Source organism: Pseudarthrobacter sulfonivorans (assembly GCF_001484605.1).
GTDB lineage: Bacteria > Actinomycetota > Actinomycetes > Actinomycetales > Micrococcaceae > Arthrobacter > Arthrobacter sulfonivorans_A.
The window spans coordinates 1025734-1050169 of the sequence record NZ_CP013747.1; the positions used below are offsets into that span (position 1 = coordinate 1025734).

Here is a 24436-nt window from a genome sequence, read left to right on the forward strand (position 1 = left end):
GATTGCCACTCCCTGGTGGTTAGCCACCCAACGCCAGTTGCGACCCCACCAGACTACCAAACGCGGGCGGGCCGCGCGGGTAGGCTTGTAGTCGTGACTGAAGAGCAGCTGAACCGAGCCTACGTATTGACATTGTCCTGCCCGGACCGCCCCGGAATTGTCCACGCCGTAGCCGGAGCGCTGCTGGTGGCGGGCTGTAATATTTTGGACTCGCAGCAGTATGGCAGCCCCGCAACCGGCAACTTCTTTATGCGGGTGGAAGCGACGACGACGGCCTCCCGGGCCGAGGTCCAGGCCGCCCTTGAGCCGGTGGTCCACTCCTTCGGCATGCAGTGGAGTCTCAACCCCGTGGGCCAGAAGGTGCGCACGCTCCTGATGGCCAGCACGTCCGCGCACTGCCTCAACGACATCCTGTTCCAGCAGCGCTCCGGCACCCTGCCCATCGAGATCCCGGCCATCGTCTCCAACCACCGTGACCTCGCCGGGCTGGCCGAGTTCTACGGCATCCCGTTCCACCACATCCCGGTCACCCCGGACACCAAGGCCCAGGCCGAGGACAAGCTGCGCGCCCTCATGGCCGAGCACGACATCGAACTGACCGTCCTGGCCCGCTACATGCAGATCATTTCGGATGACCTGTGCGCGGAGCTCACCGGCAAGGCCATCAATATCCACCACTCGTTCCTGCCGTCCTTCAAGGGCGCCAAGCCCTACCACCAGGCTCATGCCCGCGGCGTGAAGCTGATCGGCGCCACTGCCCACTACGTCACGGCCGCGCTGGACGAGGGCCCCATCATCGAGCAGGAAGTCATCCGCGTGGACCACGCCCGCACTCCGGAGCAGTTCGTGCAAATGGGCCGGGACGTGGAGGGCCGCACCCTGACGCAGGCCGTCCAATGGCATGCAGAACACCGGGTCCTCTTGGACGGCAACCGGACAGTGGTCTTTAACTAAACGGTCTATTGGTAAGGGACGTTAGCCATGGAGCCAGCTGAGGTGGCGATGGAGGAACACGGCAGCGAGCAGCGTCTCGCCGAGTTCTACAACCGCCGCGCCGCGTCCGGCTGGGAACATCCGCTGGCGCCCAGGCGAGTGGAACAGTGTCAGCGGTTCATTTCGCTGCTTAAGTCCGAGCGCCGTCACAACGTCCTGGAGATCGGCTCGGGCACGGGGCTCGATGGCCTGCAGTTCCTCCGGGCCGGCATTCACTACACCGGCGTTGACCTCTCTGAGGAGCACGTCCACAGGTCCCGGGCGAAGGGCCTCGACGTCTCCGTGGCCAGCGCCCGGCAACTGCCCTTCGCGGACGGAACCTTTCCGGCCGCCTGGACCATGAGCACGCTGCTGCACGTCCCCGCCACTGATATTGACGGCGTCCTGCGCGAACTCGTGCGCGTCACGGCACCCAACGCGCCCATCGCCGTCGGCCTCTGGTCCGGTGAGGATGTAGAGGTCCTGAACCCCGAGGACGACGTCGAGCCCCGGCGGTTCTTCAGCCGGCGCAGCGACGCGACGGTGCGGCAGGTCTTTGGCCGGCATGGTGCCATCGAGGACTTTGTCACCTGGCCGGAAGGCGCCGGCGAGGAATCCGGTCCGGGCGCCGGGAACTGGACACAGCACTACCAGTTCCTGATCCTCCGCACACCCGCCTCCCCCAAGTAAGCAACGCTAACTGTCGTCATGAGCCCTCAAAACGCCGGTTAGCGCTACTTACTTGGGTGGTGGGTGGATGTCCTAGGCTTGGCCCATGGCTCCTCTTTACGATTTCGCCGGCAACACTCCGGCCGTCCACGAATCCGCCTTCATCGCCCCGACGGCGTCGATCATCGGCAAGGCCACGCTCGCCGAGGACTCGAGCGCCTTCTATGGTGTGTCGGTCCGGGCGGACACGGCGGCCATCAGCGTCGGCGCCGGCAGCAACCTGCAGGACAACGTGGTGCTCCACGCAGACCCGGGCTTCCCCTGCACAGTCGGGGCCGGGGTCAGTGTGGGACATGCCGCCGTCGTCCATGGCTGCACTGTGGAGGACGACTGCCTGATCGGCATGGGCGCCACTGTGCTTAACGGCGCGGTGATCGGCACCGGCTCGCTCGTGGCGGCAGGTGCCGTGGTCCTGGAAGGCACGGTAGTGCCGCCCCGGTCACTCGTGGCCGGCGTCCCCGCCAAGGTACGGCGGGAACTCACCGACGAGGAGTTCGACGGCGTGAAGCAGAATGCCGCCCGCTACGTGGAGCTGGCCCGGGCGCACCGGGAGCTGCACGGCTAGTCGAGGCTGATGGGCCCGATGGCGTCCAGGAGTTCGCCCGGACCGGGGTTGCCCACCGCCGATGTCCCGCCCAGGTGGTTCACCACACCCCACACCGCGTTCAGGCCGGTGGTCACGGCGCCCTCGGCCCAGCCCGCGGTGAAGGACACGTCGTCACCCGCGAGGAAGATCCCGCGCTGGGATTCGGGCAGCTTGTCCTGCTTGAAGTGCGTGAAGAGGCGCTGTTGGTAGCGGTAGTGCCCCGGCAGGTTCGCTTTGAAGGCTCCCATGAAGTTGGGGTCCGCTTCCCAGGAAACGGTGATGGGCTGGCCCACGATGTGGCTGGCGATGTCCACGCCCGGGTAAATCTGCTCGAGCGAGTGCAGCATCAGCTCAACGCGTTCGTCGGCGTCCAGCGCCAGCCATTTGAGCGCGTCATCGTTCCACGTGTAGGACAGCAGGATCACGGCGGGCTTGTCCGGGCCGTCATCCAGGAGGTAGGTGGCCCTGTTCAGCCGGTCCGTGAGGGTCATGGACAGGACCTCACGGCCGGTGTCCGGATCGATGTCCTTCCAGAACGGCCGGTCCACCATCACAAACGTCTTGGATGACTGCATGTAGTGCGAACGCTCGATCGCAGTCCACAGTTGGGCCGGGAACAGTGCCTCCTCGGTGTGGATGCGAGTGGACAGCAGCCACGACTGGCACGTGGTGACCACGGCGGGGTAGCTGGCTTCGCGGCCCCAGCGCTCCCGGATCCGGAGGTCGCCGTCGGCATCGCGGCTGATCTTGTCCACGGCCCCGCGGGGCGAGCCGGAGTGGAGCGACGCCAAGGACGTTCCGTCGGGCCAGTGGGCCATGCCCGACGGCGCGTGCTGCCACAGTGCCTCGGGCAGCCGTTGTGCTCCCCCGCTGATGAGCCGGTGCTGGTCATCGGCGTCGGTGTAGACCACGCGGAGGATTTCCAGGATGGAGTTGGGGAAGTCGGTGTCCCAGCCACCGGTGCCGAAACCCACCTGGCCAAAGGCCTCACGATGGGCAAAGCCGGCTTCCTTGAATGACTCGCTCCCGGCGATGAACCCATAGAAGGTCTGCTCGTCCATGAGCGGCAGCAGCTCGTTCCAGAGGTCCTTGATCCGGCCCGTGTCCCGGGCCCGGATGGCCTCCTGCATTTCGACGAACTTCGCGCCGTCGTTCACGGCTGCCTTCCAGGCGTCGGCCACCTCGCGGAAGAACGGCGGCAGGTCCTGGGCGGTCTCGGCGTAGTGTTTCTGGCCGGTAAGTTCGATCACGGTGCTGGAGGTGACGGGCGCCAGCGGGTTGGGGAAATCCTGCGTGTCCAGCCCCAGCAGGTCCACGTAGTGGTAGAACGCCCGCCCGGAAACGGGGAACCGCATCCCGCCCAGATCGGCCACAACGCCGGGAGCGGACGGGAAGCTGGCGGTGCGCAGGCGGCCGCCGATCTGGTCCGCTTCGTAGACGACCGGCCGCAGGCCCAGTTTCATCAGTTCGTAGGCCGTGACGAGGCCCGAAAGGCCCGCCCCTACAACGGCTACCTCAGTGCTGTAGAGTTCCGGCGGAACCGCACCGAGCCCTGCCGGGTGGGCGAGGTAGTGGTCGTAGCTGAACGGAAAATCGGGGTTCAGCATGGTGATGGGGCCAGCCTGTGTGCTGGACGGGTCAGAGGCCGGGAGTTCGGTGGCGACGGTCATGAAAGCTCTGCCTTAGTTTGTTCGGGGGTGGACAGCGTTGAAGATTCCGGCCTGCTCAGCTCACAGTATTCCTCGTGGCTCAGCGCCGCTACCCTGGAGTTCCGTCGACCGTAGCCGAAGTAGGCCGCCAGGCCCACCAGCATCCAGATTCCGAACGTCACCCAGGTGTCGGCGCCCAGGTTGGCCATGAGGTAAGCGCACATCAGGGCGCCGAGAATCGGAGTCAGGGGGAAGAGCGGGACCCGGAAGGTGCGCTTCAGCTCGGGCCTGGTGCGGCGCAGGTAGATTACTGCCACGTTGACCAGGGCGAAGGCGAACAGGGTGCCAATGCTCGTGGCGTCAGCCAGGGCGCCGAGTGGAACCAGGCCGGCCGTGACTGCCACGAGGATGCCCACGATCAGGGTGCCGGCAACCGGAGTGCCGGTCCTCGCGGAGACCCGGCCGAAGATTTTTGGAATGAGCCCGTCGCGCGCCATGGAGAGAAGAATGCGGGTCTGTCCGTAAAGGACAGTCAGCACGATGCTGGCGATGGCCAGGACTGCGCCGACGGCGAAGACCAGGGCGATCCACGGCTGCCCGGTGGTTTCCTCAAGGATCTTCACGAGTGCTGCTTCGTTACCATCGAACCAGCCCCAGGGACGGGCGCCGACGGCGGCCACGGCAACCAGGACATAGATGGTGGTGACGATCAGCATGGAGAGCATGATGGCCCGCGGCAGGTCGCGCTTGGGATTGCGGGCTTCCTCACCGGCCGTGGATGCCGCGTCGAAGCCGATGTACGAGAAGAAGACGCTGGAAGCGGCGGCTGAGACACCGGCTGCGCCCATAGGCAGGAGAGGCTCGAAGTTGCCGGCGCTGAAGGCGGTGAAAGCCACTGCGCAGAAGAAGATCAGGATTCCCACCTTGACCACCACGATGACGGTGTTAATCCAGGCGCTTTCCTTGGCGCCGCGAACCAGCAAGACCATGGCGAGCAGAACGATGACCATTGCCGGGATATTCACGACCCCGCCGTCTCCTGGGGGCTGGGAGATTGCGTCGGGCAGGAACTGGCCGAAGACCGCCAGGGACTCGTTCACGTACTGGCCGGCCCCAACTGACACTGCCGCGACCGAGACTGCGTATTCGAGCACGAGGCACCAGCCACAGATCCAGGCCATGCCCTCGCCCAAAGTGGCGTAGCTGTAGGAATAGCTGGAGCCTGCCACCGGAACGAGACCGGCCATTTCGGCGTAGGACACTGCCGACAGCAAGGCGGCGAGTCCAGCGATGGCGAAGGAGATCCAGATCGCCGGCCCGGCCAAGGGAACGGATTCGCCGAGGATGACCAGGATGCCGGTCCCCAGGGTGGCGCCGACACTGATCATTGTCAGCTGGAAAACGCCGAAGCTGCGGACCAGGCGGGTTCCGCCGTGGCCTGTTTCGGCTTCATTGACCATCTGTCCGATCGGCTTGCGGCGCAGCAGCTGCGCGGCCAGGCCGGGCCGGCCGGCAGGAGGTGCCGGCCGGCGTTCTGTGTAGGTGGGCACAGTCATCGTTGACGTCCGTTCGTGAGTAGTTGTCATTTCCCCTCGCCCAGCTTAGGCGTGTGAGCCACCTCTCACGATTGTGCAAAATGACCTATAGTGTTCTGGCATGAGACGTAATGCACAACAGAACAGCGCACCTTCGGTAGCGCTTTCCGGCCGGGTCAGCGTTGATCTGGCCGCGATTTCCGATAATGTCCGCGCCCTCCGGGCACTCAGTCCCGCGCCGCATTTCATGGCGGTGGTGAAAGGCAATGCCTATGGCCACGGGCTTGTCGAGGTGGCGGAGGCTGCCCTCGCTGCCGGCGCCGACTGGCTCGGAACGGCACAGCTCACGGAGGCTCTTGCGCTACGCCGCGCAGGCATCACGGCGCCAGTGCTGTCCTGGCTGTACCTCGCCACAGCGTCCAGCGAGATCATTCGCGAAGCTGTGGAAAACGACGTCGACATGTCCTTGGGCAGCCCCGCCCAACTCGACGTAGTGGCCGGCATCGCCCGCACGCTCGGAAGGCCGGCCGCGGTCCACCTTGAGCTGGACAGCGGGTTGAGCCGCGGCGGCGCACGCGCGGAAGACTGGCCTGACCTTGTGGCCGCTGCACGCAACGCCGAGCTCGAGGGGACCCTCACTGTCCGGGGTATCTGGACCCACCTGGCCTGGGCCGACGTACCGGCCCACCCCGGGAACGCCGCAGCGGTGGACGCCTTCGGGGAAGCCGTACGGCAGGCCAGGGAAGGCGGCCTGGAACCGGAGCTGAGGCATGTGTCCAGCTCTGCCAACATCCTGGACCGCCCTGAGTTCGCCTTCGACATGGTGCGGGCCGGGCTGGCCATTTATGGCCTGGCGCCCGCCGACCATCTTGACCCCGCGGATTTCGGGCTGCGCCCGGCCCTGACTGTCACGGCTCCCGTTGTGCTCGTGAAGAAGGTTCCGGCCGGCACCGGCGTGAGCTACGAACACCAGGCCATCACCCACGAGGCAAGGTATCTGGGGCTGATCCCCCTCGGCTATGCGGACGGCATCCCGAAAGGCATCTCGGGGCGAAGCATTGTCCAACTGGGCGGCAGGCGGGTGCCCGTGATCGGCAAGGTGTGCATGGACCAGTTCATGGTGGACCTCGGCCCGGAAGCCTGCGGAGTTTCCGTCGGCGACACGGCCGTGCTGTTCGGCGATCCGGACACCGGTGCGGCGAGCGCGGACGAATGGGGCTCGGCCATCGGCAGCCACGGCGACGAAATCATCAACCGGATAGCGCCGCGGCTGCCCAGGGCCTACGAGTGCCCCGACTACCAGGATCCCGAAGTCAGCGTGCCGCATGTCGCCTGAAGCTGCCGCGGGAGCGGGCACCAGAGCCGTAACGGGAAGAGGGACCGGCGCCGAGCCGATCAGCGCTGTCACGTTGGAGCAGTTCCTGGAAAAGTTGCCGCCGGAGTTGACGATCCTGCACGACGGCGGCAACGGTTCCGGCCTGCTGCGCTGGGTAGAGCCCAGCGAGCTGGAGGACCCCACGCCGTACCTGCTCGACGGCGAGTTCCTCCTCACGGCGGGGCTGCCGTTTGTGGGCGAGGCAAGCAACCAGGCCCGGGTTGACGCGTACGTGCGGCGTCTGGTGGGAGCCGGGGTGGGGGCCCTGGGCTTCGGGCTGGAACCCTACTTCGACGCAGTGCCGGAGGCACTGGTGAAGGCCTGCATCCGGCATAACCTGACGCTGGTTGAGGTGCCAGGCACTGTGCCGTTCGCTGCCATCGGGCTGGAATTTTCGCAGCTGCTCGAATCGGATAACGCCAAAGTCTTCAGGCAGCTGGCGGACATCAACCGGCAGCTGATGCGCGCAGTCCTCTCCGCCCGTCCCGAGCATGAACTCCTGGCCGCCCTGGCCCAGCGGGTTCCCGTGTGGGCAGTGCTGGTCGGCGCGGACGGAAGGGTCCGCGCCCGGGCGGGCACCGGCGTCGAACTTCCCGCCCTGCAGCAGATTCTCGACCGGCTGCTCGGCGGCAGCGGCCCCCGGGTGGAAATGGATTCGTTCGACATTCCCGGATCTGTCCTGGTGTTCGGGCACCCACTGCGCAGCACGCGGGACGCCAACCTCGGCGCTTTGATTCTCGGGACGGACCAGCCGCTGACGCCCTCGCAGAACAGCGTGGTCTCATCCGCCGTCGGGCTGCTGGAACTGCTGGTCCGGCAGCGGACCAGCGGATCCCTCGCGCCGAGCCAGCTGGCCACAGCGCTGCTGCTGCATCCGGAAAGCCTGGCCAGCGGCGGAACGCGGCACATCAACGGACTCAGGGACCTGCTGGCCCAAAGCACCTCCTCCACCCGTTCGGCGCCGCTTCGCGTGGTGCAGGGTATCAAGGCGGAGCAGGGCACGTGGCCGGCGGGCGACAGTCCCGTCCGGGAGCTGCTGCAGTGGCGGCGGCTGTTCGACACCAAACTCGTGGAGGTCACGGATTACGGGTTCGCTGCCGTCACCCGGCTGAAGGTTGATGATGCCCTGGCAAGCGAAGTCGAGAAGCTCGGCTGGCGCCTGGTCATCGGGGATGCCACCGAACTGGCGGGACTGGCGGGAGCGTACCAGCGCGCAGCGTCGCTGCGGTCCCGCGTCCAGGCAAGCGGACAAAGTGTGCGCGTGGATGACGTCACGTGGTCAGTCGCTGGGCTGTTGGGCCGCAGCGCCGGCACCATGCTTGCCACCCGGCTGCTGGAACCGATCCTGGCGCAGGAGCCTGACCGAATCAGCTCCCAACTCAGTGTCCTGAAAGCGTGGCTGGGCGAAAACGGCAACTGGGATGCCACTGCCAAAGTCCTGGGGATGCACAGGAACAGCGTGCGGCGCCAGATCAATGCATTGGGCGAGCTGCTTGCCATGGACCTTGGTTCCGCCCAAGTGCGGGCAGAGCTGTGGATTGCCCTGCAGTACGTGGACGGCCTGGAAGACGGGACGGCTCAAACGCCCCAGGACCGGTAGAGCTCCGGGCGGCGTTCCCGCAAGTAGGGCACCACGTCACGGGCTTTCCGGGCGGCGTCCGGTTCCACCTCCGCGTACAGGAGTTCGGCTCCCGGTCCCGCCGTGGCTAGCAGCGAACCATCCGGTCCGGCAATGACGCTGCCGCCGAGGAATTCGCAGCCGTCCTCGGTTCCCGAGTGGTTGGCATAGGCGATGGTCAGCTGGCTTTCCAGCGCGCGGGCCCGGAGCAGGACCTGGGGAACCGTCTCGAAACCGTGCGCCAGTGCGGTGGGCACCAGGAGCAGCTCGGCTCCGCCCAGCGCGGCGGCCCTGACCGTTTCCGGAAATTCCACGTCGTAGCAGATCACCATGGATGTCCGGAACCCGTTGAAATCGACGACGGCGGGACCCGCCCCGGCGGGGCTGAACGCCGCGCGTTCGTTATCACCAAAGAGGTGCACCTTGGCGTAGCTGAGAAGCTCAACCCCCGCGGCGTCCACCAGCGTGGACGTGATATGCCAGCTGCCCCCTTCCGTCACTGACGGCAGGCTGTAGACCAGTCCGATTCCGTGGCGGCGCGCGATGCCTGCCAGCGTCTCCCTGATGGCGGGAAGCCCGGCGGGGTCGAATTCCGCGCGGAGCCTCAGCGGGGCGTATCCAACGGGGAAGAGTTCTGGGGTCACCAGGACGGCTGCGCCTTTCGCGGCGGCCGCCTTGGCAGCCGCATCCAGGGCGGCGCAGTTTGCGTCAACGTCGAGTACGCGGGCGTTTGCCTGCATCAGGGCCAGCAGCACCGTTTCCACCTCACATGATCGGGACGGCCACAGGAAGTATGCGTCCGCTTTTTCCAGCCTAGCCACCGGCCCTGAACGGCATCCGGGCCAATTGCACCTGCCAAAGCCACCGGACGGACGGATCGTCCCATCATTTTGTCTCATCCGGCAAACTCCTTGCGTTAACTTCTTGACTGCAATGGTCAAAGTAAGGCAATCTTCTTTTCATGTCCGCCACACCGCGCTCGACGAGGAGCAAACCAAAAAATCCGGGATCCCAGTCAGCCCTCCGGCAACTGAACCAGCAACGGATCATCGAGACCCTCATGAGCGGTCCGTCCACCCAGGCCGAGCTTGCACGCCAGACCGGCCTCTCCACCGCCACGGTCTCCAATATCGTCAAAATCATGCAGGATGCGGGCCTGGCGTCCACCGAACCGATCACCAGTTCCGGACGCCGGGCACTCAACGTGCGGCTCAACAGCAACGGCGCGGTGGCCGTGGGAATCGACTTCGGGCGGCGGCATCTCCGCGTGGTCCTGGCCTCCTTGAGCTACCACGTGATCGCCGAGGAATCCGTCCTGCTGCCACTGGGCCACCAGGCCGAGGAAGGCATCCGGGCAGCCGTCGGACTACTGGACAAACTGCTGGAGCAAAGCGGCGTGGACCGGACCCTGGTGGTGGGCGCCGGCGTCGGAATTCCCGGCCCCATCGACCGCCGGACCGGCACCGTGGCGCAGGGCGCCATCCTCCCGGAATGGGTGGGAATCAACATCCTTCACCATCTGGAGGAAACCCTCAAAATACCTGTATTCGTTGACAACGACGCCAATCTTGGCGCTTGGTCCGAGGTTACGTGGGGGCCGCATTCAGGCGTGAGCAACCTGATGTTCCTCAAGATCGGATCGGGCATCGGCGCCGGCCTTATCCTCAACGGCGCGCCCTACTACGGCACCGTTGGTATTACCGGCGAAATCGGCCATGCAACTATCCACGAGCACGGACTCGTGTGCCGCTGCGGCAACCGTGGCTGCCTGGAAACCATTGCCTCCACCACCACCATGATGGAGCTGCTGGGCCGCGGGGAAGACCCACCCCTCACACCTGCGGACATCGTGCGCAAAGCCCTAGCGCGCGACTCCGCCACGCTCAGGGTGGTGGACGATGCAGGCCTGGCAGTTGGACGCGCCCTGGGCAACGTAGCGAACCTGATCAACCCTGAAGTCATCGTGGTGGGCGGTCCCCTTGCGGGCCTGGGCGACCTGCTGCTCGATCCCATTCGGCGGGGGCTTATCCGGCATGCAGTGCCGGTGATCGGCGAGACCACCACACTGACGATGTCCTCACTTGGGGACCGCGCAGAGGCTTTGGGAGCGGCCGCACTGGTGTTCCAGCATGCCGGGATCCGGCGTGCGTAGCCGTTTCGTTATCCCGGTAATTGCGTTCAAGACTTGACGACAACCCGTGTGATCCAGTTTACTTTTTCATCAGACGACCCTGCGCTTTGCTGGGCGGACAAAGAAGTCATGCATTGGAGGCGTAAGGACAAATGACGTCCCACACCACGCACACTGACCCGGTCATCCTGGAGATGCGCTCAATTACCAAGGAATTTCCCGGCGTCAAGGCTTTGGCGGAAGTAAGCCTCCGGGTCAAGGCCGGCGAGATCCACGCAATCTGCGGCGAAAACGGCGCTGGCAAGTCCACGCTGATGAAGGTGCTTTCGGGCGTTTACCCGTACGGCAGCTACGACGGCGACATCGTGTACCAGGCCGAGGTCCAGCAGTTCAAGGACATCCGCGCCAGCGAGCACGCCGGCATTGTGATCATCCACCAGGAGCTGGCCCTGATCCCGGAACTGTCCATCATGGAGAACATCTTCCTGGGCAACGAACCGACCAAACGCGGCGTCATCAACTGGGCGGAGGCCCGGCAGCGGTCCACGGAGCTGCTGGCCCGGGTGGGACTCAGGGAAAACCCCGACACCCCCATCAAGGAGATCGGCGTCGGCAAGCAGCAGCTGGTGGAGATCGCCAAGGCGCTGAACAAGTCGGTCAAGATCCTCATTCTGGACGAGCCAACCGCAGCGCTGAACGAATCCGATTCCCAGCACCTCCTGGACCTGATGCTGGGCCTCAAGGGCAAAGGCATCACGTCGATCATCATTTCCCACAAGCTCAACGAGATCGAACAGATCGCCGATTCCATCACGATCATCCGGGACGGCAAATCGATCGAAACCCTCGATGTCAAGGCCGACGGCGTCGACGAGGACCGCATCATCAAGGGCATGGTGGGCCGGGCCCTGGAGTCCCGTTTCCCCGACCACACCCCCAAGATCGGCGACGTGTTCTTCGAGGTCAAGAACTGGAACGTGGCCCACCCGCAGATCCAGGACCGGATGGTCTGCAAGAACTCGAACTTCTTTGTGCGGCGCGGGGAGATTGTGGGATTCGCCGGACTGATGGGTGCCGGGCGTACCGAACTGGCCCGTTCCGTCTTCGGCCGGTCCTACGGCCACTTCGTCTCAGGCCACGTCTACGTGGACGGCAAGGAAGTGACACTCAAGAGTGTCCACCAGGCCATCGACGCCGGCCTCGGCTACGTAACGGAGGACCGGAAGTCGTTGGGACTGAACCTCCTCGACGACATCAAGACCACCACGGTCTCGGCCAACCTCGAGAAGATCAGCAAGCGCAGCGTGGTGGACACCAACAAGGAGTTCGCGGTCGCGGAGCAGTACCGGAAGTCCCTGCGGACCAAGGCCCCCTCGGTTCAGGAGGGGGTTGCCAAGCTCTCCGGCGGCAACCAGCAGAAGGTGGTCCTGGCCAAATGGATGTTCACCGATCCTGAACTGCTGATCCTGGACGAACCCACCCGCGGTATCGACGTCGGCGCCAAGTACGAGATTTACGGCATCATCCAGCAGCTCGCCAACCAAGGAAAGGGAGTCGTTGTGATTTCTTCCGAGCTCCCTGAACTGCTGGGGCTCTCGGACCGCATCTACACGATCTTCGAGGGCGCCATCACCGGGGTTCTCGATAAGGAGGAAGCCAGCCAGGAAAGCCTGATGAAGCTGATGACCTCTGCCCGAAAAACCGCCTGATCCACTGCAGCCTTCCAGAACCTTCCAGATACAAGGACTGAAAAACAATGAACGCGCTCAAGAAACTCTTCGGTGGCGACACCCGCCAGTTCGGCATGATCTTTGCCTTGGTGGCTCTGATAGTTCTCTTCCAGTGGCTCACAGGCGGCATCACGCTCACCCCGGGCAATGTCATCAACCTCTTCAACGGCAACTCCTACATCCTCATTCTCGCCATCGGCATGGTGCTGGTCATCATCGCCGGACACATTGACCTGTCGGTGGGCTCCGTGGCGGCGTTCGTGGGCATGGTGGTGGCCATCGCCATGCGGGACTGGGACATCCCCTGGTTCCTGGCGATCCTGCTCGGCCTGGGCCTGGGTGCCTTGATCGGAGCATGGCACGGCTGGTGGACGGCGTACGTCGGCATTCCGGCGTTCATCGTGACCCTGGCGGGCATGCTGATCTTCCGCGGGGCGCAACAGTTCGTTGGCCAGTCCAACTCTATTCCGGTCCCCCGGGAGTTCCAGTACATCGGCGCCGGCTACCTCCCCGAAATAGGACCGAACACCGGATTCAACAACCTCACGCTGCTCCTCGGACTCGCCGCCGTTGCGTTCGTTGTCTACAGCGAAGTCCGGCGCCGCCGCACGGCCAAGGCGCTCGGAGCGGAGGTTTCGGAAACCTGGGTCAGTGTCCTCAGGCTTGTCCTGATCTGCGGCGGGATTCTCTACGCCACCTACCTGTTTGCCACCGGCCGCCCGGGCACGTCCTTCCCGATTCCAGGCCTGATCCTCGCCGTGATGGTTCTGATCTACGGCTTCGTCTCTTCCAAGACGGTGGTGGGACGCCACGTTTACGCAGTGGGCGGCAACCGCCACGCCGCCGAGCTGTCCGGTGTGAAGTCAAAGAAGATCAACTTCCTGGTCATGATGAACATGTCCATCATCGCCGGGCTCGCTGGAATGATCTTCGTGGCCCGCTCAACCTCTGCAGGACCGTCTGACGGTACCGGCTGGGAGCTGGACGCCATCGCTGCTGTCTTCATCGGCGGCGCTGCCGTGACGGGCGGCGTGGGTACCGTCATCGGATCCATCGTCGGAGGCCTGGTCATGGCTGTGCTGAACAACGGCCTGCAGCTCCTCAGCGTCGGCGCCGACTGGCAGTCCATGATCAAGGGCCTGGTGCTGCTGGTGGCCGTTGCCATCGACGTCTACAACAAGTCGCAGGGCCGGGCATCGATCATCGGGCTGATGATGAAGAACTTCAACCGTCCGTCCGGCGGGCCAGGCACACCGCTGCAGCCGGATGAAACCACCTCCACCAAAGAAGTCATTTCCAGGGAAGCCTGAGCGATTCAGGTTCCGGAACCAACACCCCAAAAAAGAAAGTGGACCAAGAAATGCGAATGATTGGTAAAGCAGGAAAGGCAGCAGCGATAGCTGCAATCGCAGCACTGGCGCTGACGGCCTGCGGACGGGCCGAACCCGGCACCTCCAGCACCACCGGTGGAGCCAGCGGCTTTGCACAGGACTCCGCCATCGGCGTCGCGCTTCCCAAGAAGACCAGCGAAAACTGGGTGCTGGCAGAGAAGCTGTTCAACGACGGACTCAACAGTGCCGGATTCAAGCCGACCGTCCAGTTCGCCAACAACGGTGTGGCTGAGCAGCAGAACCAGATCAGCGCCATGATCGCCAAGGGCGCCAAAGTGATCATCGTGGGTGCCCTCGACGGCTCCCAGCTGGGGACCCAGCTCCAGCAGGCCAAGGACGCAGGCGCCACCATCATCGCCTACGACCGGCTCCTGCTGAACACGGCAAACGTGGACTACTACGTGGCCTACGACAACTTCAAGGTGGGCGAGCTCCAGGGCCAGGCCCTCCTGGACGGCATGAAGGCCAAGAAGCCTTCCGGCCCGTACAACATTGAACTGCTGGCAGGCTCACCGGATGATGCCAACGCGAAGGTGTTCTTCGACGGCGCCATGAAGGTCCTCAAGCCGAAGATCGACGACGGCACGCTGAAGGTGCTCTCCGGCCAGACGACGTTTGAAAAGGCCGTCACGCAGGATTGGAAGGCTGAGAACGCCCAGCGCCGGATGGATACCCTCTTGACCGGTTCCTACGGCACGGCGTCGCTGGACGGTGTCCTTTCGCCGAACGACACGCTTGCCCGGGCAGTCATCACCTCCGTCAAGGCCGCCGGCAAGCCGCTTCCCGTCATCACTGGCCAGGACTCCGAGGAGGAATCGGTCAAGTCCATCCTTGCCGGCGAGCAGTACTCCACCATCAACAAGGACACCCGCAAGCTCGTTGAGCACGCGATCGTGATGGTCAAGGATCTCCAGGCAGGCAAGACGCCTGAGGTCAACGACGACAAGTCCTACAACAACACGGTGAAGACCGTACCCGCCTTCCTGCTGCCGCCGGTCATCGTGACCGCCGCCAACGTGAAGACGGCCTACGTGGACGATCCGGTACTGGGCCCGCTGACCAAGTAACGCGGTCTAAGTAACGCGGTCCGCCGGTCACCACCGGTTTACACAGAATGCCCCGGCTCCCCCACAGGGAGCCGGGGCATTCCGCGTCCCAACGCTCTCTCACTTAATGCACGCTTTTCACTAACGCTCTCTCACTGCCCGCCGCCTTTTCACAGCCCAAACACAGCTTGGGCCGTCTTCCTGCACAGGCCCGGCCGCGAGGGTAGGAGCAGATGCTGGCCTTCCGCCGGCCCCAGATCCTAGGAGTACAGTGAGCGTCCTTGCCCGGAGTGTTGGCAATGCCTTCAGAAACAAGGTCCGAACAGCCGCGGTGGTGGCAGTCCTGGCCGTCGCGATCGGACTTGCACTGGCCATGCTGGTGGCCAACCAGGCCGTCGGAGCCAAAGTCCAGGAGCTGAACGCGTCCGTCGGGACCGTCCTGACCGTCAACCCGGCCGGCGGCCAGGGCTTCGAAGGCGGCGGCGAACCGCTGACCGCCGAGCAGGCAGCCACCGCAGCTGCCGTCCCCAACGTAACCTCCGTCGTCGGCACCAGCTCACTCCGGCTGCGGAACGCCGCCGAAGCCGCGGCGCAGACGGCGGCCGGCACCCAAGCTGGCCCCGGCGGCGGCCAGGGCGGTCCCGCCGGTCAGAACGCCACAACGCTGACCACCAGCCTCACCGCTGCCGTCGACGCCGGCACGCTGGGCGGCCGGAACCAGGCCGCGAACGGCACCACGGGAACCACCACCGCGCAGCCCGTGCGCTCGCTCCCCATCACCGCAACCGGAATCGGCGGCGAAGTGGACACCACCGGCAAGGCCCTGACCATCACCCAAGGCACCGGGCTCGGCGACTACACGGCTGAATCCGCCAACGCCCTACTGGGAACCACTCTGGCCGAGAAGAACAACCTGACCATCGGTTCCACGTTCACCATTAACGACCAGACGTTCACTGTGGCCGGCCTCTTCGATTCAGGCACCACGTTCGGCAACAACGCCCTGTACCTGACCCTGCCCACGGCGCAGACCGTCGCGGAACTGCCGGGCGAGCTGTCCTCGATGATTGTCACGGTGGACAGCATGGAAAATCTCGAGGCCGCCAAGACCGCCCTTGAGTCCGCCCTCGGCACCGACAAAGCCGACGTCACGCAAGGGCAGAACCTGGAGTCCGCCGTCAGCTCGCTCGGCAGCGTCAAGAACATCTCGTTCATCGCCTTCGTAGCAGCCTTGGGCACCGCCGGGCTGATCATCCTGCTGATCATGGTCATGCTGGTCCGCGAGCGCCGCCGGGAAATCGGTGTCCTGAAGGCGATCGGAGCACCCAACCGCACCATCGGCCTGCAGTTCGTGCTGGAGGCGCTGGTGCTCGTGGCCATGGGCAGCGCGGTGGGCGCCGCCGTCGCCTCCTTTGCCAGCGGCGGCATCGCTTCCGCGCTGATCAGCACCAACACCACCACGACGGCGGCCACCACCACCGGTCGCGGGGCCGCCATGGCCGGCGCTGCCGGCGGCGCCGGAATGCCGGGCGGCGGTGCTGGCTTCCCCGGCGGCGCTGGCCTTCCCTCCGGGAACCCCCTTGGCGGCGCTTCCCAGCTGCTGACGTCAGTCACCGCCAGCGCCTCCCCCGGGGTCATCGCCGCCGGCATCGCAGCGGTGTTCGGCGTGGCCATCATCGGCGCGCTGGTCCCGGCGCTGCTCACGGCGCGCATCCGTCCCATCGAAGTCCTGCGAGGAGAATAGCCATGATTGAAGTCAAGAACCTGGTCCGCACTTTCAACTCCGGTGACCGCACCATCAAGCCGGTCAACGACGTCAGTTTTGTTCTGGAGCAGGGCACGCTGGCGTCCATCGTCGGCAAAAGCGGCAGTGGCAAGAGCACCCTGTTGTCCCTCCTGGGTGCGCTGGACAAACCGACCAGCGGAGACGTCGTCGTCAACGGCGTGAGCCTGGCCGGGATGCCGGACGGCAAGCTGACCGAGTACCGGCGCCGGGATATCGGGTTCGTTTTCCAGCAGTTCAACCTGATCCCGAATCTTTCGGCGATGGACAACGTCATGCTGCCCATGGAGTTCGCGGGCGTGCACAGGACGGAGCGTCGGCAGCGGGCAACGGACCTTCTGGAGCAGGTGCAGCTGGACCCGGAGAAACAGGTGCGGCGCATCAACCGGCTGTCCGGTGGCGAGCAGCAGCGCGTGGCGATCGCCCGGGCGCTGGCCAACGAACCCAAGCTGATCCTCGCGGACGAGCCCACCGGCAACCTGGATGAGCAGACGGGCGATCACATCATCGAACTGCTCAGCTCGCTCAGCCGTGACCACAACACCACCATCCTCGTGGTCACCCACGACAAGGCGTTGGCCAACAAGACGGACCGCCGCTTCAGGCTCCAGCAGGGCAGGCTGACGGAAGAACCGGCGCGCGCCTTGGTCTGACGCCCGCACTGGTCTGAATGAGAGGATGGGCAGCATGAGCGCGCCCATTGCCACTCCGTGGCTGTCCACCCAGTCCGATCCGGATCCCCGGTCTGCCACCGGAAAACGCCTGCGGTGGGGCGTCATAGCCACCGGCGGGATCGCGCGGTCAGTGTCGCAGGACCTGGCACTGCTCCCAGACGCCGAGCTCTATGCCGTCAGTTCCCGCTCACAGGGCACTGCGGAGAGTTTCGCGGCCGATTACGGTTTCGCCAAGGCCTACGGGGACGACGACGGCGTGCCCGGCTACCAGCGGCTGCTCGCCGATGGCTCGGTGGACGTTGTCTACGTCGCTACGCCGCACGCCCAGCACCACCAGATTGTGCTCGCTGCGCTCAATGCGGGCAAGCACGTGCTGTGCGAAAAGGCGTTCACCATCAACGGCAGGGAAGCGAGCGAGCTCGTCGCGCTTGCCCGGGAGCGGAAGCTCTTCCTCATGGAGGCCGTGTGGTCCCGCTTCCTCCCGGGCATGCAGCGGGCGTTCGAGATTGCCGCGTCCGGGGAGCTCGGGGACGTGCACTGGGTGACCGCTGACCTTGGCTTTCCCGCGCCCTATTCCCCTACGTCCAGGTTGTGGGCCAGGCAGGACGGTGGCGGCGCCCTCCTGGACATTTCGGTCTACCCCCTGCTGTGGGCAGTAGGAACGCTGGGGTTCCCGCAGACCGTCAGTGCCACCGGCTTCATTAATGACGACGGCGTGGACGCCCAGAATGCGCTGACGCTCGGCTATAACCATGGTGCCCAGGCCCAGCTGACGTCCTCGCTCCTGGCGTACGGTCCGCGGACTGCCACCGTGGCCGGAAGCCTGGGCTACCTCCAGAGTGTCGGTTCCATCAACAATCCGCGGGAGTTGGTGATCGGCGTCGGACGGGAGGGCCTGCGTACGGAGGCGTTCGACGTCGTCGGCATCGGCTATACGTATGAACTGCGCGAGGTGACCCGGTGCATCCAACAGGGTCTGACCGAGAGCCCGGTCATGCCGCTGGAGGATTCCATCAAAACCATGCGGCTCTTTGACGGAGTGCGCGGGCAGCTGGGCGTCAGCTACCCGAATGATGCCCACTGATCGTTTTGGCCTATGACTTTTTTGTATACAGGCTTGACAGTCATCTTTCGGTTATCGATGGGCGGGTGACAAATTAGTAAGTTTGCTGGATTTATTTTCCGTTTCGCTAGACTTCCTGCACGCGAGAGTCTTACGCTGATGAAATCGTAGGTCTCAACGATGCTGGGGGTGGTACGCATGGCTAAATTCCGTTCGCCGTGGCGTGCGCTCCGGCCGCTTCTCCTCGCAGGTGCAGTGACTGCCACTTGGCTGACACTTTCCGCTTCAGCCGCAACAGCAGACTCTTCGAGAGATTCAGGATCCCTTCTGGGTGGCCTCTCTTCATCGGTTTCGTCCCTGACTGCGCCGTTGTCCGGTGCTGTCTCTCCCATTCTTGAGGCCGCGTCCCCGGCTCCTTCTCCCAACGGACTCCTGCAGCCCGTAGTAGGCCGGGTGGCAGGCACGGCTGATCAACTGATCGCCGCCGTCCCTGTGGTGAAGAGCGTGGTTCCGGCGGAGACCGTCACGGCCGCAGCTGTCCCGCTTGCCGCAGTGGTGGATACCGCTGCAGATGACCTGGTTGAGACAGTCGCCCCTCCGCTCACCGATGCCGCACCGGTTCTTGAGCCTGTTCTGAACCCCGTAGTGGATCTGGTAGATGCGACCGTTCCGTCCGCACCGGTCACACTGCCCGGGCTGCTGCCGCTTGAAGAGACTGCCGGCGCGATCTCGACCGTCACGGACGCCCGCGCTTCAGGGCACGTCGCTGCTGATGTCACCACAAACTCCCCCGGCACTTCCGACAACTTGCTTGCCGTCACGGGAATGTCGTCGCTGCCCGTTCCGCCCGGCACAGAAATGCACGCAGTCCCGGCAGAAAGCCCCTGGACCACCGACCCTTCCACGCCACCGGCTCCGGCCCCGGCAGGACCTGCTTCGGGGGCCGGCAGCGGCGCTCCGCCCTCCGGCGCCTCAGGCTCTGCTGCCTGGCTGGACGAGTTCGGTTTCAACCTGCCGCTTTGGGGAGCCTTCCCCATCAGCGGATCACCTGAGCATGCCCCTTCACCGGTGTCATTCGACCCCGGTTCCTCACCTGACTAGTTGAGCCCTTCTGCCCTTTTCATGGGCAGGACACGGCCTCGAGGCGCTGAACAGCGCCACACATCAACTTCTCAGGAGACATCATCATGAATTGCAACCTTCGCAGGGGGCTGCTCAGCACCCTCTTTGCCGGCGGGCTACTGGCCTTCGGCGCCACCGCGGCAAGCGCCGCGGACACAACCAGCGGACCGGACCTCACGGCCTCCGCACTGGTCTCAGCGGCGACGTCCGCAGATACGACGTCGTTGGGCCTGCTGGGTGGCTCAACGCAGTCGGACACTGCTGACGTCGCCGCTGTGGTCGACGTCAACCTCGGGCTCGGCGGCACCGACGGAAGCGGAACCACCGCTGACGTTGCCGCAGCAGCCGACATCAACCTCGGCCTCGGAAACAACGTCCTCGACGGCACCACCGGCAACGGAACCACCGCCGACGTTGCGGCCGACCTCGCGATCGGCCTGGGCAGCGGCACCGTGACCGGCACCGACGGAAGCGGAACCACCGCCGACGTTGCAGCCGACGTCGCAATCGGGCTGGGCAACGGCACCGACGGGAGCGGAACCACCGCCGACGTCGCCGCAGCAGCCGACGTCGCAATCGGCCTGGGCAACGGCACCAACGGCAGCGGAACCACCGCCGACGTTGCGGCCGACCTCGCGATCGGCCTGGGCAGCGGCACCGTGACCGGCACCGACGGAAGCGGAACCACCGCCGACGTCGCCGCAGCAGCCGACGTCGCAATCGGCCTGGGCAACGACACCGCAACCGGCACCACCGCCGACATTGCAGCCGACGTCGCAATCGGGCTGGGCAACGGCACCAACGGCAGCGGAACCACCGCCGACGTCGCGGCAGCAGCCGACATCACCCTCGGCCTCGGAAACAACATCCTCGGCGTTACAAACGACAGTGGCACCACCGCCGACGTCGCCGCCGTAGCCGACGTCAACCTCGGCCTGGGCACGTCCGGCGTTCTTGACGGCGCGAATGTTGCTATTGATGCATGCGTCATCGTCGGGGGCGGCACCGATGGCTGTGGAACCCCAGGTACGGAAATGCCCGGTACGGACACAACGGACCCGGGAACCGGCACGACGGGTGACACGGACACCACGGATCCAGGTACCGGAACTACTGGCACCACCGATCCGGGAACCGGAACTAACGGCACCACCGATCCGGGAACCGGAACTACCGGCACCACCGATCCGGGAACCGGAACTACCGGCACCACCGATCCGGGAACCGGAACTACCGGCACCACGGGAGCTGGCACGACCGGTATCACTGTTGTTCCCGCCGGCACGACCTCCGGCTCGGTATCTTCCGCAGCAAACACCATGGGCAACACCTCAGCTCAGGGCGGCACCGCCACCCTGGCCAAGACGGGCGTGGATGCTTCACTGATCCCTCTCGCCGTCATCCTGCTGCTTGCCGGACTGCTGATGCTCAAGCGGCGCCGGAAGGCCTAGCGGACTCCGCACTCAGCGGACTGCGACGCCTAAGACCGTCAACGCGCAGGCTCCGCCGTTCGCGGCAGAGCCAGCTTTTTCCGAATAGGAGGTGGCCACCGGAGAGCTCAACTACCAGCACTTGTCCCTTGTGACCGGAGGTCCGGCTGAAAACGTCCCAATCACTTCTCAGCCGGGCCGCCGGCGTGCCGGCAGACGGCTTTAGGGATGCGCTACCGGCCGGTATTATTGAGGACGAATAGTGCCGCAGCGCACCGGGAGGAACTGGTCATGGTGGCGGATTCGCCTAGCTCCATTAAGAATGAAATGCTCGGCGGACGCTATAGGCTGGCGGACATAATCGGCCGCGGCGGCATGTCATCCGTCTACCGCGCCCGGGACGAAAACCTGGGCAGGGATGTCGCCCTGAAGCTCTTTGCCCCGCAGGCACCGGATGCCAATGAGCTCAGGCGCCAGGAAGCCGAAATCCAACTGCTGGCAACGCTCAACCATCCCAGCCTGGTCACGCTGTTCGATGCAGGCATCGATACCCGTGTCCTGGACGAACCTCGGCCGTTCCTGACAATGGAGCTCGTCGAGGGCCAGGACCTGCGCAGCCGGATCAGGCACAGTGCAGTTCCCTTGGACGAGCTTGCAGTCATCGGGGCAGGCGTAGCTGACGCGCTGGCCTACGTGCACAGCCTGGGCATCATCCACCGCGACATCAAGCCCGGGAACATCCTGCTGGTGCAGATCCGTCCGGGCGAACCTTTACGACCCAAACTCACGGATTTTGGCATCGCCAGGATGGCTGATTCAGCCCGGCTGACCGCCACGGGAACCATGGTGGGGACGGCCGCATATCTCAGTCCGGAGCAGGCAATGGGTTCCCCCCTGTCGCCCGCCACTGATATCTACTCGCTGGGTCTGGTACTGCTGGAATGCGTCAAGCAAACCGTTGAGTTCCCGGGCAGCGCCGTGGAATCCGCAGTGGCCAGGTTGCACCGGGCACCCGAGATCCCCGCTGACCTTCCGGCGGAGTGGGCTGATCTGATCCGTTCAATGACTGCCATCGAACCGCTGGAACGTCCCGTCGCGTCCGATGTTGAATCCGTTCTGCGTCAGGCCCTGGTGTCACCCGTGTCCGCACCGGGCGAGCTCGCACCGGAGACAACCCGCGTACTCCCGGCCATGCCGTTCAGGCCGCCGTCCATCGCCATCACCGCGGAATCAGATCTGCCTGTAGTCCGGTCCAGCAAGGGCCAGCTGGACATCACCCGCGGTCCTGACGCGCGGGGCTGGGTCCCGGACTTGTCTCGTCTCCGCCACACCGGAAGGCGGTTCTGGACGGTCACCGCACTGGGCGTGCTCGCCGCTGGAGCAGCCGCGGCGGCGCTGACCTTGAGCCTGGCACCTCAGCCAACGCCCGACGTCGTTCCTTACCCCGCCGTCACCGGCACCTTGGGCGACCACCTCAAGGAACTTCAGGAGAGCGTGGAACCATGAGCCCTGCACCGAAGCACCGCGGGCGTTCGGCCACTGCCAAATGCCTGACAGCTGCAGCAGCATTTCTGCTCGCCGGTTCACTGGCAGCGTGCGGTCCGGCTGAGACCGGCTTGCAACGTGATGCCGCCCGCCAACTCCAGGAACGAGTCCTCGGCGTCACCCAGGCCTCCGCGAATAATGACCCCGCTGCCGGATTGGCAGCTTTGGATAGCCTCGAGGCCGACCTGGCGTCCGCTGCGGGAACCGGGCAGGTTTCCGAGGAACGCCGGCGCAGCATCACGACGGCCGCCACTGCCGTCCGGGCAGACCTGACGGCGGCCAAGGCCGTAGCCGACGCCGCAGCAGCGAAGGCCGCAGAGGACGCGGCCGCTGCGCAAAAGCAGGCAGACGCCGATGCGGCCCAGAAAGCGGTCACCGCGCCCGTAGCTCCCGCACCCACAGGCGACAAGGGAGGTAGAGGCAAAGGCAAGGACGACGACTGACGGGCAGACGGACGGCACATCACGTATTAACCCACCTGTGCTTCATTCGGTCCCGTCGACTAGACGAAGTCGACTAGACGAAAAAGGCGACGCCCCGGTTTCCCGGGGGCGCCGCCTTCTAAGGTTCGGTGCCGCTTAGACGACCCTTCTATGGTGGCGAGTCAAGCCATGAGTGTCTGGAGTTGGCGGAAGATCTGTCTTGCGATGAAGCGTTTGAGGCAGCGGCGGATTTCCCGTGGGCTCTTTCCTTCCGCGGTGCGCCGCCCGATGTAGGCGCGGGTGGCGGGGTCTGTGAGGCTTCGGGTCCTGGCGACGACGTCCAGTGCGCGGTTTAGTTGCCGGTCACCGTAGCGGTTGAGCCGGTGCCTGTTCGTGTTGCCCGAGGACGCCGGGACGGGGCTGGCGCCGGCGAGGGCTGCGAAGGCCGCTTCCGAGCGGACCCGGCCGTGGTGCGAGTAGGCGGCGAGGATGATCGCCGCGGTCACCGGGCCTACCCCTGAGATGTCCAGGATTCCCGGGGCCATGAGCTGGACACGTTCGGCAAGGGCCCGCTGGTTGTCCTCCAGCTCCGCGCCGAGGGTGATGACGGCGGAGGCGAGGCGACGTGCCTCTGCCCGTGCGACGGCGGCGGCAGCTCCGTCGCCCTGTCTTGCCCGCCAGCCCTGGACCGTCCTGACCTGGGCAGCGGTCAGCGGGGAGCGTGCGTCGATTCCCAGATCGAGGGTTCGCAGCAGGGCGGTCAGAGCGTTGCGCGCACCGGTCCGCTGGGTGTCCATCGAGCGCCGGGCGGCCAGAAGGATTCGAAGTGCTTCCCTGAGACCCTCGGCCCTGGGGCTGACGAGTTCGGTCGTGGCCGATCCCAGGACGGTTCGGGCCGCGGCGACGGCGTCGATCGCGTCGGATTTGCCATGGGCGCGGCGGGATTGCCGCCGGGGCGGCCTGGCCTCGCAGACAGCGAAGCGCTCCACCTCGAGCAGACGCGTCAGCCTTGCCCCGTAGGAGCTCGTCCCCTCAACCGCGACCAGGACGTTCCCGGTGGGGGTGCGGCGCCGTATCCATTCCACTGCCCGGCTCATGCCTGCCCCGGTGGTGGGAAACGTGCTGGTCCCGATCACCGCGCCCGTGGAGGCGGCGAGCATTGAGAATGTGTGGGTCCTGGCATGTGTGTCCACGCCGACGACGTGTGCGTACTGCTCTGCGACTATGGTCATTTGTTTGCTCCTGTCCGAAGAGGTCCGGTCGGAACCAGCCGGGAGGGATCACCCTGAGGCAAATCTCTAACGAGTCACGCAGCACCACCGTGGCGAAGCGGACAGCCTTCTATCAAGCCATCGGAGTGGGCCGGCTGCTCCCGGGCCCTCCGGGCGGACAGGTCGTCTATAAGACACCGCATGGCGGGTCAGATATGAAGGGAGTCACGCCCGGCGGTCCCGGAAAGCAGTCTGCCAACCAACCTCGGGCTGGTCACTACCTATTAGAGATATGACTGTGGTGGGCTGGCCGTGAGATAGGACTGGAACCTCGGGTTCAAAGAGTTTCGTGGGTTGCCGGTCCGTCTTTCCGCACGAAGGTGCGGGGTGTGGACTGGTAGAGCCACATTTGAACGTCTGGAGG

The 24436-nt window shown here is 65.2% G+C and carries 20 protein-coding genes; 16 read left to right on the plus strand and 4 right to left on the minus strand.

All coding sequences use genetic code 11. From position 1 onward, the window contains the following. Positions 1 to 93: 93 nt before the first annotated feature. The 3 genes from purU to AU252_RS04540 all read left to right on the plus strand — a co-directional run bounded on the left by purU (position 94) and on the right by AU252_RS04540 (position 2266). The gene (purU, locus tag AU252_RS04530) at positions 94 to 954 is read left to right on the plus strand and encodes a formyltetrahydrofolate deformylase (protein ID WP_058929694.1); all 861 of its coding nucleotides are present in this window, start codon (positions 94 to 96) and stop codon (positions 952 to 954) included. Positions 955 to 981: 27 nt separating this feature from the next. Next, complete coding sequence (locus AU252_RS04535; RefSeq protein WP_240484316.1) at positions 982 to 1662, plus strand: class I SAM-dependent methyltransferase; 681 nt, start codon at positions 982 to 984, stop codon at positions 1660 to 1662. Between the two features lie 85 nt (positions 1663 to 1747). Beyond that, positions 1748 to 2266, plus strand: coding sequence for a gamma carbonic anhydrase family protein (locus AU252_RS04540; RefSeq protein WP_058929696.1), 519 nt, complete (start codon positions 1748 to 1750; stop codon positions 2264 to 2266). Here the strand turns inward: AU252_RS04540 and AU252_RS04545 are convergent. After that, positions 2263 to 3957, minus strand: a complete 1695-nt coding sequence (locus AU252_RS04545; RefSeq protein ID WP_205630634.1) for a flavin monoamine oxidase family protein — start codon at positions 3955 to 3957, stop codon at positions 2263 to 2265. The two genes, AU252_RS04540 and AU252_RS04545, sit on opposite strands and share 4 nt — an antisense overlap. Beyond that, positions 3954 to 5492: an amino acid permease gene (locus AU252_RS04550; protein WP_058929697.1), complete on the minus strand. Its 1539-nt coding sequence runs from the start codon at positions 5490 to 5492 to the stop codon at positions 3954 to 3956. Before AU252_RS04550 ends, AU252_RS04545 begins: the two co-directional genes overlap by 4 nt. Positions 5493 to 5592: 100 nt before the next feature. Between AU252_RS04550 and alr the strand changes: the two genes are divergently transcribed. Beyond that, positions 5593 to 6807 (plus strand): alanine racemase, encoded by a 1215-nt coding sequence (gene alr / locus AU252_RS04555; RefSeq protein WP_058929698.1) that lies wholly within the window; start codon positions 5593 to 5595, stop codon positions 6805 to 6807. Then, positions 6797 to 8446 (plus strand): PucR family transcriptional regulator, encoded by a 1650-nt coding sequence (locus AU252_RS04560; RefSeq protein ID WP_083510258.1) that lies wholly within the window; start codon positions 6797 to 6799, stop codon positions 8444 to 8446. The genes alr and AU252_RS04560 overlap by 11 nt, the downstream gene beginning before the upstream one ends. On the opposite strand, the gene AU252_RS04565 is transcribed toward AU252_RS04560, so the two are convergent. After that, the gene (locus AU252_RS04565; RefSeq protein WP_240484317.1) at positions 8425 to 9219 is read right to left on the minus strand and encodes a carbon-nitrogen hydrolase family protein; all 795 of its coding nucleotides are present in this window, start codon (positions 9217 to 9219) and stop codon (positions 8425 to 8427) included. The genes AU252_RS04560 and AU252_RS04565 overlap by 22 nt on opposite strands. A gap of 206 nt (positions 9220 to 9425) precedes the next feature. On the opposite strand from AU252_RS04565, the gene AU252_RS04570 reads away from it, so the two are divergent. From AU252_RS04570 to AU252_RS04620, 11 genes are all read left to right on the plus strand, one after another. Next, positions 9426 to 10616 (plus strand): ROK family transcriptional regulator, encoded by a 1191-nt coding sequence (locus AU252_RS04570; RefSeq protein WP_058929699.1) that lies wholly within the window; start codon positions 9426 to 9428, stop codon positions 10614 to 10616. A gap of 131 nt (positions 10617 to 10747) precedes the next feature. Then, positions 10748 to 12304 carry a multiple monosaccharide ABC transporter ATP-binding protein gene (gene mmsA / locus AU252_RS04575; RefSeq protein ID WP_058929700.1) on the plus strand — a complete coding sequence of 519 codons (1557 nt, stop codon included), beginning with the start codon at positions 10748 to 10750 and terminating at the stop codon, positions 12302 to 12304. A 47-nt stretch (positions 12305 to 12351) separates the two neighbouring features. Continuing rightward, positions 12352 to 13635, plus strand: a complete 1284-nt coding sequence (gene mmsB / locus AU252_RS04580) for a multiple monosaccharide ABC transporter permease (protein ID WP_058929701.1) — start codon at positions 12352 to 12354, stop codon at positions 13633 to 13635. Between the two features lie 50 nt (positions 13636 to 13685). After that, positions 13686 to 14783 carry a substrate-binding domain-containing protein gene (locus AU252_RS04585; protein ID WP_058929702.1) on the plus strand — a complete coding sequence of 366 codons (1098 nt, stop codon included), beginning with the start codon at positions 13686 to 13688 and terminating at the stop codon, positions 14781 to 14783. A 250-nt stretch (positions 14784 to 15033) separates the two neighbouring features. Next, positions 15034 to 16506, plus strand: a complete 1473-nt coding sequence (locus AU252_RS04590; protein WP_058929703.1) for an ABC transporter permease — start codon at positions 15034 to 15036, stop codon at positions 16504 to 16506. Positions 16507 to 16508: 2 nt separating this feature from the next. Then, complete coding sequence (locus tag AU252_RS04595; RefSeq protein WP_058929704.1) at positions 16509 to 17198, plus strand: ABC transporter ATP-binding protein; 690 nt, start codon at positions 16509 to 16511, stop codon at positions 17196 to 17198. Between the two features lie 34 nt (positions 17199 to 17232). Beyond that, a complete protein-coding gene (locus AU252_RS04600) occupies positions 17233 to 18303 on the plus strand; it encodes a Gfo/Idh/MocA family protein (RefSeq protein WP_058929705.1) in 1071 nt (356 codons plus the stop codon). Positions 18304 to 18735: 432 nt separating this feature from the next. Continuing rightward, the gene (locus AU252_RS04605) at positions 18736 to 19383 is read left to right on the plus strand and encodes a hypothetical protein (protein WP_058929706.1); all 648 of its coding nucleotides are present in this window, start codon (positions 18736 to 18738) and stop codon (positions 19381 to 19383) included. Between the two features lie 86 nt (positions 19384 to 19469). Further along, positions 19470 to 20855: an LPXTG cell wall anchor domain-containing protein gene (locus AU252_RS04610; protein ID WP_058929707.1), complete on the plus strand. Its 1386-nt coding sequence runs from the start codon at positions 19470 to 19472 to the stop codon at positions 20853 to 20855. Positions 20856 to 21125: 270 nt separating this feature from the next. Continuing rightward, positions 21126 to 22340, plus strand: coding sequence for a serine/threonine-protein kinase (locus tag AU252_RS04615; RefSeq protein ID WP_058929708.1), 1215 nt, complete (start codon positions 21126 to 21128; stop codon positions 22338 to 22340). Continuing rightward, positions 22337 to 22822, plus strand: coding sequence for a hypothetical protein (locus tag AU252_RS04620; protein WP_058929709.1), 486 nt, complete (start codon positions 22337 to 22339; stop codon positions 22820 to 22822). The genes AU252_RS04615 and AU252_RS04620 overlap by 4 nt, the downstream gene beginning before the upstream one ends. Positions 22823 to 22983: 161 nt before the next feature. On the opposite strand, the gene AU252_RS04625 is transcribed toward AU252_RS04620, so the two are convergent. Further along, a complete protein-coding gene (locus tag AU252_RS04625; RefSeq protein WP_058929710.1) occupies positions 22984 to 24033 on the minus strand; it encodes an IS110 family transposase in 1050 nt (349 codons plus the stop codon). Between the last annotated feature and the right edge of the window lie 403 nt (positions 24034 to 24436).